Consider the following 13158-nt stretch of genomic DNA (forward strand, 5'->3'; position numbering starts at 1 on the left):
TGGAGAAATAGTGAAACGGCATAGACAATCGTGCTGATGCTGACAAACCTCCGACAGCAACACCGGACCTTAATGCAAGATGCGGCGAATAACGGTTGAGAGCTGATGCTGCGCCGCATCCGAGGTCTGCTTGGAGCCCAAATCGACCAATGCTGCGCAACGAATGAATGTCGGCATTCAGCAAAACCTAACATGTTATCCGCGTGGATCGACTTTGACTCAAATCCGCTTTTGACGTGATCCGGTAAGCTAACTCTCCCCGTTCGATTACGCATTTTAGGGAGTGTCTTCGCTTGACCACTGTGCTTCAGTTTTCCGAGAACACAACAGATGCAAAGTAGGACCTAACAATGATGATGCTGGCAAATTTTATTCAAACAAGTAACGTTCCGACAGTCGAAGTCTTGCAGTCATCGATTGAAAAACAAGGGTTCCGCCTGACATTGCCGAGTTCGTGGAACACAAGAAGCGCAGAGGCGGTTGTTGCATTTGAGCTTGCCGGTGGCCGTGTTGACCCAGTTTATGATTACGACAAATTGGAACCAACTTTCTGCGACATTGATAGCTTTGTGGAGGATGAAGAATTAGACGACTCTATGGAAGTCCGGTTGCGAACGGTAGTAGGTGATCGAACAGGATGCTTGAGCATCGTGCTAGCAGGAGAACCTGAACATGCCGCTGCCGGTTTTATGCTTAGTTACTGCCTGTCAAAGGACTTTGATGCCATGTGCTTTGATGCTGACCTTATGACAACAAATAATATCGAAGCACTCACACCTGAAGCACTCAAGGCGGAGATCACCTATCTCGTTGATGAGCATTTTCAAACTTCATAGCGCTTCAGTTCATATCCAAACCGGACATACGCGATGCAATTCGCGAAGGCTGCTTCGTCCCGCATCTGTTGAGTTCGAACACGACGCAGCGAAAGGTCGGTTCTCCGAGACCCGCCGTATATCCTCTGCGCAGCGAAGGTTTCAAAAGAGCCCAAGGCGGTCCTTTTGATTTTGTGCTGCGTGCGCATGCAGCGGTACGATCGCTGCATAAGCGAAATATACAATGCCGCAACGCAGCTGAAGTAGCGGTCGTTGATGCAAAGCGCAGTGAAGAAGTCGATGTAAGAAAGAGGATGTGGGAGGAGCGGTCATCCATGACAAGACATCGAACGACCGCTTCTCCTAAAAGTCAATTCACCGCTGCAAGACTTGGCCTGCCGCCGACATGGGTCACTACATAATAGATCTGCCGCTCAAGCGATCCGAAATTCGTGCCCGTTGAATGCTCGCGCGGCAGGACGATGTAGCGTCCCTCGGCGCAGGCTGTGAGGATGTCGCACCAGCCAGGCAGGACGTCGTTCAATCGTTCGAAAGGGCTAGCAGCCGTATCACCATAAGCCACAGTGAAGGTATCAAAAAGGTAGTCAGCGTTATGCTCTGGCATCGTCTCAGCGCTAACCGTTTCTCCCCAGATCACACCCCGATCTGACATGGATTGCGCAAAATCTGTCCGCACCATGCCGAGGTCTTCCAGAACCTGCGTCAGACCGCCATATCCAGCGTAAACCTCAAGGCTGCCATCCCAGCCTTGGATCTTGGCGTAACTTGCGCCTTGCAATTGCGGCACCCAACGACGGGCATCCTCGATCAAGGCGGTATAGCGCGCGCGTTCAAATTCAAACCTGTCCATAACACCCGCCGCATCCGCGATGGCGCGGGTGCTCACAAAGGCCTCATTCGATCGCGGGATCAGTACGACAGGCCCGGCGGTACGCAGCTTTTCGATGTGGTTGGCGTCTGCATCCTCCCATTCAAGGATCAAGTCGGGCGAAAGGCCGGCGATGGTTTCATAGTCCCATGCATTCCACTGCCCGACAAACGCAATGCCGGAGTTTTCGAAATCCAGGCCATAGAACAAGTCAACCGCGCGCATATAAAGCGTTCCATCGTCCGTCATGCGGCCCATGGAACCAACGACAGGCGCGCCAAGCTCGATCAATGTCAAAGTGATCGATTGATCATGCATGCCGATGATGCGTTCAGGCTGAACGGGGATTTCAACCTCTGTACCAGAGGCGTCTGTGACCGTGCGCATGTCCTGTGCGGCAGTTGCGGTCGCAAACAGGATTGCGGCCAAGAGAGTAACGAGTCTCATAGTCTGGTTTTCCTTATCGTGAGGTGTGGTTGTCTGCCCGCAAGTAGGTCCTGCGCAGATAGTTGCGGAACCGGTCGGTGCGGCTTGCGTCGTCACGCAGAACGCAGGTGGTGCAGTAATCCGGTTTGCCGGGGCGAGTGTAAGCGCGGCAGCATCCGCCGCGCACTCGCAGCCACTGGCCGATCTCTGGCGCTTCGGGCAAAGTGATGTGGTCAAAACGGACTTTGCGATTGGTCAGTTTCGTGCCCGGTTCCCGCAAGATGGACATTGCAGCATCCATCCCCTCTTGTTCGCGGTCCAGTGCGCGACCGTGGGTCAGAAATGCATAGGCGATGCTGTCCCCGACCAGCCTGTGAAAGGCTGTGTTGCTCAGCTTGCTCAGATGGGTCATGTCTCCGACCAAAGGGTGGAAAAGACCCTCTACCGTCTTTGCAAAGGCATAGGGCGACAGTGACGGTGCAAATGCGAGCGCGTCAGGCGTCAAGGTCAGGTCAAACGCCTGGGAAACGCCGTTTTCGCCGTCCTCCGTCCACTGCACGAAACGCGGACAGACATGCACCGCATCCATATCTGCCCCAACAACCCAGTGCCCGCGCAAGGCCAAGGCGGCAAAGGTCTGGACCACCGCAAAACTCAGATCACCCATCAGGTAGGCTGCACATAACTTTGTGTCCGGCCCGTCTACGTCAATCGCGGCATCCGCCATCCACCGCCTAAGTGTCGGCACCGGCACGGCTTCAAGGGACACGGCGTCCGCGTCTCTCTCCAGCCCTACGATCGGTGAAAAGTCATCGTCCAGCCGTGGCAGGGCAATGGCCTGGTCTTGCCATGTCTGGCGCATATGGATCATTCGATCACCAGATCGCGGTTGATGCTGTCATCCAGCAACACGGCACTGATCTGCTCCATTCCGTTGACGATCTTGCCCCAGGCCGATCCGACCATCTGTGATCCGTCAAGGACATAGATTTGCCCCGCCTGCGCAACCGGCAATGCCTGCACAATTGGCTCGGATATAAACGCGTCGTATTCCGAAGAAGCACCACCCGCATCCGCATCGAACGTGAGGAACATCATCACATCGGCGGCATGATCGCCGATGAGCTCAAGGCTCTTGTTTGCGCGATCCGTGCTCCAGTCCGCCTCGGCAGGGGTCATGGTAGGATCGAGCGCGCGGCGGATCGCACCGAAGGCTTGTGTCGGTTCAATGCCATAGAACCCGTCGCCCTCATGTTCGCGGGTGACCACCGACAAGGTTGTCGTGTCCATCAAGTCACCAAGCTCCGCACGCACTTGGGCAGCGCGGACCTGCATCTGGGCCTGCAATTCTGCCGCGCGGTCGGTGCGGTTGACTACATCGGCAAACTGAAACAACGCGTCTTCGAGCGGCTGGTTGAACATGTCGATCACGACAACGGGCGCCACACCGTTGAGCAGGTCAGGAGCCTCGGGTGGCCATGGCGATGCGATGATGAGGTCGGGTTGCAGCGCTGCGATTGTCTCGACATCCGGTGGACCGCCGTAAGATCCAACCCAAATCACAGCAGAAGTGTCATACCCCTCCATCCGGCGGAAAATCTGTTCGCCCGCGCTGTTGACGTGCCCGGATGACCCGATTGGTGTCACGCCAAGTTCCATGAGTGGTAGAAGTCCGTTCTGATCCTGTAGCGTAACAATCCGCTGTGGATCGATAGGGATGCAGGTTGCGCCGCCCGCATGGGTGAATGCACGCAAGCCCACGTCACAGTTCAGAGCAAATGCAGGTGTGGCAAATAGGGCCACGGCAAATGTGGCAAGTGCAAACCTTGGGGTCATTGGGTCTTTCCTTCGGTCAAATCTATGGGCGCCTTCGGAGACGCTAGAGATGCGTTCAATGCCGGCTCGAGACGATCCAGCGCATAGGGTAGGCTGAGGAGTGAGGCGTGACTGAATGCGCCGGTCAGAAGATCATCAACGAAGATCTCGCCACCCTTTAGGACATCGCGGCCCGGCAGGTTCAGAACCGGGCTGAAATCCTCCTGTGAAGCAAACCAAAGGATCACATCGGCGTCGATATCGGGCAGGCTTTCGCCACTGATATCCACGGCAAAGCCACCCTCTGGAACCAATGCATCCACTGCGGCGGGTGTCGCAAAGCCCAGATTTGACAGGATTTGCGGCCGCACATCGCCGCTGCCGTAGACGCCCAGCCGCCCATCCCAAACATAGGCCACGCTGGCGGTCCGTCCTTGCCAGTTGGGATTGGCCGTTTGCAGATCATCAAATCGTGCGTTGAGGCGCGCTATTGCAGTCTCTGCCTGTTCCAGGCGACCGGTTGCCAGTCCGGCAAGGCGCGCGCGGGCGTCCCATGGCATTTCGTAGTCGCCAACACCGTCGGACACTGCAACGACAGGCGCAATCTGCGACAGTTTTGCGTGCATGTCCGTATCAATGCCGGACCACATGGCGAGGATGACATCCGGGTCTGTTGCTGCCAATGCCTCAAGGTCGATCTCGCGGTGTATCACCAGCGGATCACTTGTCAAAAACTCTACTGCCCAGGGCCAGACGGTTTGTTCGTAGTCGCCATACCAGTAGCGGATTGCGACCGGTTGAATACCAAGGGCGAGCAGGTCGTCCGCACCGTTGAAGTCAAGCGTCGCAACCCGGTCAGGTCGCTCGGCGATCACGGCGGGGCCAAACCTTGTTTCAACAGTAAGAGGGAATTCCTGAGCAAGCGCAGCGGCGCAGGTGCATATAAGCACGGCCAGCATTGTCAGGGCATTTCGTACATATAAGAGCATTGCCGAATGGCTCCTAGTCTCTGGGTTGCGTGAAAGGGTTGGACATATGCGTAGTCAGCGCAAAGATTGCCGCGCCGACAGCGTCATAAGACGGGGTTGAAACTTCCTCGCGCGGCAGGGCAATGAAACGTCCTTCGGCGCAGGCTGTCAGAACGTCACAATACCCCGGAAAGGCGTTTTCCATGGCGGCGATCGCATCGGTCGGTGTTTGTCCCCGGTCTGTGCGATAGGTCGTAAATACCCAGTCGGCATCGAATTCCTGTAGCCGCTCTGCCGAAAAGGTGGGGTATTCACCGGGTGCGATCGACGCCAGAATATCGACCACTTCGAAACCGGCATCTTCAAGGATCAGAGTGAGATTGCCGTAAGGATAGCTCGTCCAGAAACCGCCGTCCCCGCCATGGATGACACTCACGGTGGTGCCTGCAGGAACCAGCGCCGCCAGCTGCGCGATCTGGGCATCATAGCGTGCCTTCGCGCGGGCCAATTCATCCTCCGCACCCAGTAAGCGCGCATAGAATGCTTGCGCGTCATGTACAGTCGCATCGGTCGCATAAGCAATCGTTGGGGCAATCAGGGTCAACTGATCCATGTTCACCTCGTCCTGCCAATCGGGCCAGATGATCAGGTCAGGTTCGAGTGCTGCAACCAACTCAAGATCAACCGGATAGTCTCCGACAAAAGTGATGTCGGAATTGTCGAACTCGACACCGGTTGAGACGGCAGAGGCACGGATGGTCGCAGTTCCATCCTCACGTAGTGATCCTTGGCTTCCGACGGGGGCGTGTCCAAGTTCAATCAATGGCACGGTGACGTTCTTGGATCCGAGCGAGACAATGCGTTGTGGGTTTTCGGGGATGCAGGTTTCCCCCGTCATATGAGTAAATGCCCGCATGCCGTCACCACATTCCAAGGCAAGCGATGGGGTTGCGGCACAGATGGCCAGAACAGCAAGACTGATACGTCGCATGGACGTCTCCTTTTGATAGGCTACAGAATGTGAGCTGGCTTGGCGCGTAGCGCCTAGAGCTGGCGGGTCGATTGGGTCTTCAGGATCAACAACAGGAATACGGGCACACCGAGGATCGCGGTGAGAATGCCCGCAGGTATTTGGACGGGGGCAAAGGCGATGCGCCCGATAAAGTCTGCCAAGCCGACCATTAACGCACCCGTCAATGCCGTCAGCAACAAATGCTGACCGACACCGGAATACGCCAGACGGCGGGCCAGATGCGGCGCGACGAGGCCGACAAAACCAAGCGGACCGACGGCCGCGACTGCAAAGGCCGCTAGCGCCACCGACAGCGTGATCATCCCGATCCGGGCGGCTCTGATTGGCACGCCCAAACCTATGGAGACCTCCGGCCCCAACCGCAAAGCAGACAGATAGCGTGCCGACCAGATCAGCCCGGGTGTCAAGATCGCCAGACACAGTGTCAGGCTCCAGACCTCGGGCCAACCAACGGCGTGGATCGAACCTGCAAGCCAACCCAAAGCCGCCTGAGCCTGATCGATATCGCCGTAAGTCAGCATGGTATTTGTGATCGCAGCGATAAACGCGGCAACGCCAATGCCCGTGAGGATAAAGCGCATCGTGGCCCCACCCGTGCGCTGCATCGCGATGCTTTGGATCAGGGCGGCGACGATAAGCGCGCCAGCAAAAGCCAGTAAAGGACGCCAGACAAGGTTCATCTCGGGAAACAGCACAATGGCTGACACGACCGCAAGACCGGCCCCTTGGCTGACGCCGACAAGCGACGGGTCAGCCAAGGGGTTGCGGGTGACATATTGCAGGATCGCGCCGGACAGCCCGAACAGCGCCCCAGCAACGGCGGACACGATCGTGCGCGGAAACCGGAATTCCCATAGCACGGTCTGTGCAATCTCTTCGGGTGGATTGCCCGTCAGCGTCTGCCATACGCCGCGCAAGCTCAGCGGATAGCTTCCGCTCATCAGGCTTGCGACACTCACACCGATCAACGCGACGAGCAAGAGTGCGGCGACAACCAGCGCATGGCGATGCAAGCGCAGGGAAATGCGCCCGTTCCAAGGGCTCAGGACCAACACGCTCACAGCCGCGCCCTCACAAGCCACACGAAAAACGGCGCACCCAAGAGGGCGGTGACAATTCCTGTTGACACTTCAATCGGGGCGAGGACCATGCGGGCGGCGATGTCGACAACGAGCAGATAGACAGCACCCAATACCGCCGAAACCGGTACAATCGCGCGGTAGTCCGCCCCGACAATGATGCGCGCAACATGTGGGATCACAAGGCCAACAAAGGCCATCGGGCCAGCGATAGCCACCGCCGCCGCGGTCAGCGCTATGACCGAAAGCATCGCCAACATTTTGACGCGGGCGACATCGACACCAAGACCCACTGCGGTTTCATCCCCCATCGCCAGAGCGGTGACTTGGCGGGCCAACAAGAGAGCCAATAACAGCCCGCCGATCAACCAAGGCAAAGCCCAGAACAACACATCCGTCGATCGCCCTGCCAAAGTACCCGTAAGCCAAACACGCAGGCGGTCGAAACTCTCCTGATCCAGTAAATGGGCCAATGAAATGAACGCCGCGAGGAACCCAGTGATGGCCGCACCCGCAAGCACAAGGGTCAGCGGTGTTGATCCTCCGGGGGCGGCCGCAGCGATCCCCCAGACCAAGGCGGCTGTCACGGCCGCACCCAAAGCGGCGAGCAGTGGGATGAAGGCCGGATCAATGACCTGAAAATAGCCAACGGCCATGACCACGACAAAAGATGCACCGGTCAACAGGCCCAGAACGCCCGGTTCCGCCAGCGGATTGCGCGTGACGCCCTGCATCAAAGCCCCAGCGACTGCCAAAGCCGCCCCCACCAGTACGGCATAAACAGCACGTGGCAGGCGCAGATCAGTGACGACAACATGGTCAAAGTTGCTTTTGTCGTAGGCAACGAGCGCCTCTAAAACGACATGCAACGGTACTGTCTTTGCGCCTACGGCAATGTGCCAGCCAAAGGCCAATATCAGGGCGGCCAAAAGAGCGGGCAAACCGAACCATCCGGCCTTGGTCATGTCGCTGGCCCCGCAATCGCAGGAAGGCAAACGGGTCGGCCTGTCACTGGGTCCATGATGACTGTTGCTTGCAGTCCGAACCCCGCAGCAAGATTTTCAGTCGTAATAACCCGCTCGGGCGCGCCTTGGGCGATCAGCCGCCCGTCGCGCATAATGACAATATGGTCGGCAAACATAGCCGCGATGTTCAACTCGTGCAGAACCACGAGAAGTGTCCGCCCCTTTTCGCGCGCGATTTCGCGCAGCAATGTCATGACATCGACCTGCACCTTGAGGTCCAAAAACGTCGTTGGCTCATCCAGCAGGATCACGTCAGTTTCCTGCGCCAAAACCATCGCGATCCAGCACCTTTGCCTTTGTCCGCCTGAGAGGCTGTCGACGCGGCGATCCGCAAATTCTGCGACATCGGCGGCCTTCATCGCATCCGTCACCGCGCGGCTATCGTCGGCTGACCATTGCCGCGTCAGGCTTTGGTGCGGAAAACGCCCTTGGCTCACAAGCTCATGCACCGTCAGCCCTTCCGGAGCGATAGGCCCCTGCGGCAAAAGCGCGAGTTGCCTCGCAAGATCGCGTGTCGGCATGGCATGAACACTCTGCCCATCCAGCAACGCTGCTCCCGACATTGGTTTGAGGACACGTGCCATCGCTTTCAGCAATGTCGATTTGCCACAGCCATTTGGTCCGACAAGAATAGTCACTTCACCCGGATTTGCCTGCAGGTCGACATCATGGACAATTTTCGTTGCTGCATAACCGACGCACAGACGATCAGCGCGTAGGCACGGCGCGGATACTGTTCCGGTTCGACTGGCAAGAAATTCTATGTCTGTCTTGGCATGCTTCACTTCGAATCTCACAAAATGCAGACTATTTTTATCGGCCTCACGTTTACCTTACTTTTTTAGTCAGGATATGTGAAGACAGTTTGATATGACCGATGCGCAAGACAAGAAATAGAACGACGGTCGCATGCTTACGGTCCTCGCTCGGAAGACTCCGGCTTAGACGCAGACATTGGAAGAAGGCGCAGCATTAGTTACTCCTCACCCAGAGCGGCCGAATGCACATGTAACAACGACGCGGTTGGTCTGCTCCTGAAAGCTGACCTTGCCACGGACGATGAAATCCCTCTGCCAGCGTGGTGCTGTTGATTGGGTTTGGAGTGGGGTAGAGGGGCAAATCACGCCAAGAGTCCGACTTTCCGCAACCACCCCGAAACGCAGAGCCTGGAATGAGGGGCGGATTATCGGCCAAAAACGGCCCTTGCTGCCAAAACAGGTTTGGGCGATCCGGGCACTGCTCGAACTGGCGGGCTATCCACGCGACCTGGCTTTGTTCAACGTCGCCATCGACAGCAAGCTGCGCGGCTGTGATCTGGTCAAACTAGCCGTATCTGACCTGGTGAAGGATGATCGCGTTCGGGAACGCTTCTCAGTGATCCATAGCAAGACCAAGCGCCCAGTCCAGTTTGAACTGATGGAAAACACGCGTGAAACCGTCTTGGCTTGGGTCAAATCGCCAGAAATGTTCGCGTGTCAGTTCATATCTCCCAGCCACTTCCATGACCGGCCACATATCTCAACGCGCCAGTATGGACGATTGGCGCGTGATTGGGGCGCTGCGATTAGGCTATGCGGGTCAAAAGTGAAATAAAGGTTCCTTCAGGTGTTCGTTGGCAGATGGTTGATGATCGAAAAGCGGTCGCGCGCCAGCGTGCGGGCTTCTGCTTGTGATAAAGCGGATATCGCGTCTTCAGGGCTGAGTCCTTTCGCACAGGCGCGATTCCATACACGACGAGCTGACGTGGGCGACCAAGGCAGCGTAGCTTGCGCCAGCCAATGTCTCAGCGACGCAGGCAAAGCGTCGTAGCTGCGCATCGGATCAGCCGAGCGTCGCTTGCATTTGAGCGATGTCGATCCGAGGTTGCGGGTCAAATGTCATCCTCCGGGCTGTCTACCGCATCCAGCACGAGAACGAGGCGGGTCGTTCCGGTCCCTTCGATGGGTGGCGAACGGTGCAGCATACCTGAGGCAGGTTTTTCCGGCCAAAGCGTGCCGCGCAAAAGGATCGGTGCACCCGTTGCAACCGAGAAGACACGCGCAGGGTCCTGGCCGTCGGTTGAAATCCCATATTGCGTTCCCGGGCCACGATAGGTGCACACAAGTCGCGCCGTGATCGCGTCGATATGGAACTTACGACAGGCATTTGTCGTAACCGCCTGAAGGCGCAAGCGGAGATAGGGCGTATTCTTCAGTTCGGCGAAGATCTCAGCCAAGGCGCTAACATCACCGATGAGTTGATCGCGTTCGGTACAATCAGGGGTTCCTGCTGCGTCGCAAAGCGCTGTTACCGCTGAAGTAACAACATTGGTAGGCAAGACAATCCGTCCCTGCGGCAATAGGGATGGATCGAGAGTGTCGATCCATTTCTGAAAAGCGGGCTCGGGTTGTCGGCGCCAGATCGCAGCTGCGCAACCGGGCTGAAGAAATGTCTTGAGGTCTTCGGGCTTGTCCGCGACGGCGACACCAATTGCCTCGTTCCTGACAAGGGCACGCGCCAGCGTCATGCCGCTTCCTCCTGCCGCCGCCAGGCTGGAAACGGATCGGGATAATCTGGCAAATCACCTGGCCCGCTTGTCGCCGTTGCGGGGACCAAGCAGGCATCCAGCCGCGCCTTTAGCGCAGGCCAATCGATACCCGCGCCAATGAACACAATCTCTTGCCGCCGATCCCCCCACGGCTCTTGCCAGTGCTGCTGCATGTAGGCGCGGGCGCTTTCATGATCGGGCCAATTCTCTTTCGGCACCGACGCCCACCAGGTTCCCAGCGGCTTGACGCTCGACAAGGCTCCGGCAAGTGAGAACTCGGCCACCCAACCGGGTCGCGTGGAAATCCAGAAATGCCCCTTCGCGCGGATCACACCGGGTAAATCGCCGTTCAGAACGCTGAGGATCTTCTCCGGAATGAACGGCAGGCGCGCGCGATAGACAAAAGAGGCCACGCCGTATTCCTCGGTTTCCGGCGTGTGGTCAGCAAAGCCATAGAGCTCCTTGGCCCACATCGGATGCTCGTGGGCCTTTTCGAAATCGAACATGCCAGTATCGAGGATCGCTTCGGCGGCGACATCGGAATGGTCCGTTTCGATAATCTTGGCATCAGCGTTCAAACTGCGGATGATTTTGCGGGCCGCGTCCGTCCGCTCATCCTCTTCCCCCAGCGTCTCCCCACGATCCTTTAGGAAATCATGGCTGGAGTAGTCGTTCAGCAGGTTCACGGCATCAACAACCGTTACCATTGTGTCTAGGCGCGAAACGTCTGACAGGCTCTCGCCGAACTCGTCCCGGAAATCGAAAGTGGCGGCGACCGGAAGCGGCTCTGATATCCCGGTCGATTCAATCAGCAGATAATCAAAACGGCGTTCAGCAGCGAGCCTGCGCACCTCTTCCAACAGATCATCACGCAATGTGCAGCAAATGCAGCCGTTCGACATCTCGACGAGCGTCTCATCGGTGCGGCTCAGTTCCGTATCCGCACGCACCAGATCGGCGTCGATGTTCACTTCAGACATGTCGTTGACAATGACCGCGACCCGGCGCCCCTCGCGGTTGTTCAACACCCGGTTCAAAAGCGTCGTTTTGCCCGCGCCGAGAAATCCGGAAAGGACGGTAACGGGAAGGCGCGTGTCTGACATGTCTGATCTCCTGCAAGGACGGCAACGATCATGCAACTTACTCAGTTACTAGATAAATGCAACATCCATTGTTACATAGACTGACAGTTTGAAGGAACGCCGCCTATGAAACGAAACAGCCGTCTATCCCTCGCTCTGCATACCCTCAGCCACATGGCAGGCGAACCGGGTCGTGTGCGCACGTCCGCCGACATTGCCGACCACGCCGGCACCAATCCTGTCGTTGTGCGGCGCGTGTTGGGTAAACTGCGCCAAGCGGGTCTTCTGACCTCGGAAAAAGGACATGCGGGTGGGTGGCAGCTAGCCAAGGCCGCTGACAGCATTACATTTGCGGACGTCTATTTGGCTTTGGACGAAAGGCTCGTGGCAGGAAGCGGTGGCGAGGCAGAACCGTCGCATTGTAGCGTCGAGACGGGCCTGCAAGCACGGGTTTCCGAAGTTCTCCATGATATTGAGGCAAGTCTTGTAGAGCGGCTGCGAGAAACAACAATCACAGATGTACATCCAAGCTCCTGCAGCTATTGCGGAAGCTGAGAGATCCTCGCAAGTTCTTGGAGACAGGTATTTTCTGCTGTAACGGAGCGCAAAAGCTGACACCGATGCCCCAAAATTGAACAGTAGCTTGGTCCGCATCTCGATGGTTGCTCAGTGAGGCAGCGCGTGGAGGGTTTGGATTTGACAGCTCAGACTAGTCTTGAATGACCGTTCTGGCGATATGGGCTGCGATGCAGCAATAGCCGCGCCGCAACTGCGAAGAAGTGAGGTGCCCCAAGTTTCCTAGACACCCGCCTGTTTTAGTTTGAGCTGTCTTTTTTCGAAGTCAACGGGCGACAGCATGCCGTTGTTGGTGTGCTTGCGTTTCGGATTGTAGAACATCTCGATCTCTCCTAGATAGAAGAGCATCGCGATGCTCGGGTTTCGACAAAGTCCCCGAGGAGGTTGTAGGCTAGCAGCTTATGGTTGTGGATCAAGCTTTTGTAAGACCGAACCAGTATGTATTACGCTCATTGCTGAACATACAAAATCAACCGTTCTCATCGTATTTATGAGATTAAAAAGAGACTAAGAATTGAAAAAGGCTTAGCGATCTCTCGCTAAGCCTTTGAATGTGGAACTTCCCAAACCTTTGACACTTTTGGCAGCCGAAACTTCAGGAAACAAGAAAATTACGTCTTTCAATTCTGACCGAAACGTCAAGCACTTCTGACCCAAAATTCAGTTGCGGACCTTCATGCAGCGCGTAGCGAATGTCTCGAAAGAGCCCATCCTGTAAGTTCGTTTTTCTCGCTGCGTGCGCTCGCAGCGTGAGAATCGTCGCACTTGCTCGGTTCGCAACGCTGCGGGGCGGACGCGATACCTGCCATTCAGTCATGACGGAGCAAAATTTTGCGTGGCAACGATCAAGTTGCGGAGATAGTGTTGAAAAAGTCTGTTGATCTGATGATCCAGTCCTGATTCACTTGATTTGAGAGTGGAGG

14 protein-coding genes are annotated in these 13158 nt (G+C 56.7%); 3 read left to right on the forward strand and 11 right to left on the reverse strand.

Annotated features, from left to right (window positions below; translation table 11 throughout):
* The first annotated feature begins 350 nt into the window (after window positions 1–350).
* Entirely contained in the window at window positions 351–836 is a 486-nt protein-coding gene (locus tag ACFWW2_RS15860; RefSeq protein ID WP_393929475.1) for a hypothetical protein, read from the forward strand.
* Window positions 837–1185: 349 nt separating this feature from the next.
* On the opposite strand, the gene ACFWW2_RS15865 is transcribed toward ACFWW2_RS15860, so the two are convergent.
* The 8 genes from ACFWW2_RS15865 to ACFWW2_RS15900 are packed head-to-tail and all read right to left on the reverse strand — an operon-like array spanning window position 1186 to window position 8835.
* The gene (locus ACFWW2_RS15865; protein ID WP_393929477.1) at window positions 1186–2151 is read right to left on the reverse strand and encodes an ABC transporter substrate-binding protein; all 966 of its coding nucleotides are present in this window, start codon (window positions 2149–2151) and stop codon (window positions 1186–1188) included.
* 13 nt (window positions 2152–2164) lie between these two features.
* A complete protein-coding gene (locus ACFWW2_RS15870; protein ID WP_393929479.1) occupies window positions 2165–3001 on the reverse strand; it encodes a hypothetical protein in 837 nt (278 codons plus the stop codon).
* Window positions 2998–3966, reverse strand: a complete 969-nt coding sequence (locus ACFWW2_RS15875; protein ID WP_393929481.1) for an ABC transporter substrate-binding protein — start codon at window positions 3964–3966, stop codon at window positions 2998–3000. The genes ACFWW2_RS15870 and ACFWW2_RS15875 overlap by 4 nt, the downstream gene beginning before the upstream one ends.
* Window positions 3963–4904, reverse strand: coding sequence for an ABC transporter substrate-binding protein (locus tag ACFWW2_RS15880; protein ID WP_393929483.1), 942 nt, complete (start codon window positions 4902–4904; stop codon window positions 3963–3965). Before ACFWW2_RS15880 ends, ACFWW2_RS15875 begins: the two co-directional genes overlap by 4 nt.
* Before the next feature lie 43 nt (window positions 4905–4947).
* Window positions 4948–5904, reverse strand: coding sequence for an ABC transporter substrate-binding protein (locus tag ACFWW2_RS15885; protein WP_393929485.1), 957 nt, complete (start codon window positions 5902–5904; stop codon window positions 4948–4950).
* 53 nt (window positions 5905–5957) lie between these two features.
* On the reverse strand, window positions 5958–7007 hold the full coding sequence (locus ACFWW2_RS15890; RefSeq protein WP_393929487.1) for a FecCD family ABC transporter permease: 1050 nt from the start codon (window positions 7005–7007) through the stop codon (window positions 5958–5960).
* Window positions 7004–7990, reverse strand: a complete 987-nt coding sequence (locus ACFWW2_RS15895) for a FecCD family ABC transporter permease (protein WP_393929489.1) — start codon at window positions 7988–7990, stop codon at window positions 7004–7006. Before ACFWW2_RS15895 ends, ACFWW2_RS15890 begins: the two co-directional genes overlap by 4 nt.
* Window positions 7987–8835, reverse strand: coding sequence for an ABC transporter ATP-binding protein (locus ACFWW2_RS15900; RefSeq protein WP_393929491.1), 849 nt, complete (start codon window positions 8833–8835; stop codon window positions 7987–7989). The genes ACFWW2_RS15895 and ACFWW2_RS15900 overlap by 4 nt, the downstream gene beginning before the upstream one ends.
* 418 nt (window positions 8836–9253) lie before the next feature.
* On the opposite strand from ACFWW2_RS15900, the gene ACFWW2_RS15905 reads away from it, so the two are divergent.
* Window positions 9254–9643 carry a hypothetical protein gene (locus ACFWW2_RS15905; protein WP_393929493.1) on the forward strand — a complete coding sequence of 130 codons (390 nt, stop codon included), beginning with the start codon at window positions 9254–9256 and terminating at the stop codon, window positions 9641–9643.
* An 8-nt stretch (window positions 9644–9651) separates the two neighbouring features.
* Here the strand turns inward: ACFWW2_RS15905 and ACFWW2_RS15910 are convergent, their stop codons facing one another.
* From ACFWW2_RS15910 to ACFWW2_RS15920, 3 genes are read right to left on the reverse strand one after another with little or no spacing between them, the layout of a single operon-like run.
* Complete coding sequence (locus ACFWW2_RS15910; protein WP_393929495.1) at window positions 9652–9924, reverse strand: DUF6525 family protein; 273 nt, start codon at window positions 9922–9924, stop codon at window positions 9652–9654.
* On the reverse strand, window positions 9921–10556 hold the full coding sequence (locus tag ACFWW2_RS15915) for a DUF1826 domain-containing protein (RefSeq protein WP_393929497.1): 636 nt from the start codon (window positions 10554–10556) through the stop codon (window positions 9921–9923). Before ACFWW2_RS15915 ends, ACFWW2_RS15910 begins: the two co-directional genes overlap by 4 nt.
* Window positions 10553–11680: a GTP-binding protein gene (locus tag ACFWW2_RS15920; protein ID WP_393929499.1), complete on the reverse strand. Its 1128-nt coding sequence runs from the start codon at window positions 11678–11680 to the stop codon at window positions 10553–10555. Before ACFWW2_RS15920 ends, ACFWW2_RS15915 begins: the two co-directional genes overlap by 4 nt.
* Window positions 11681–11785: 105 nt before the next feature.
* Here ACFWW2_RS15920 and ACFWW2_RS15925 point away from each other — a divergent pair, with 105 nt between their 5' ends.
* Window positions 11786–12214: an Rrf2 family transcriptional regulator gene (locus ACFWW2_RS15925; RefSeq protein ID WP_393929501.1), complete on the forward strand. Its 429-nt coding sequence runs from the start codon at window positions 11786–11788 to the stop codon at window positions 12212–12214.
* Window positions 12215–13158: the final 944 nt, after the last annotated feature.

The sequence above is a fragment of the Yoonia sp. R2-816 genome, from assembly GCF_046762905.1.
Lineage (GTDB): Bacteria > Pseudomonadota > Alphaproteobacteria > Rhodobacterales > Rhodobacteraceae > Yoonia.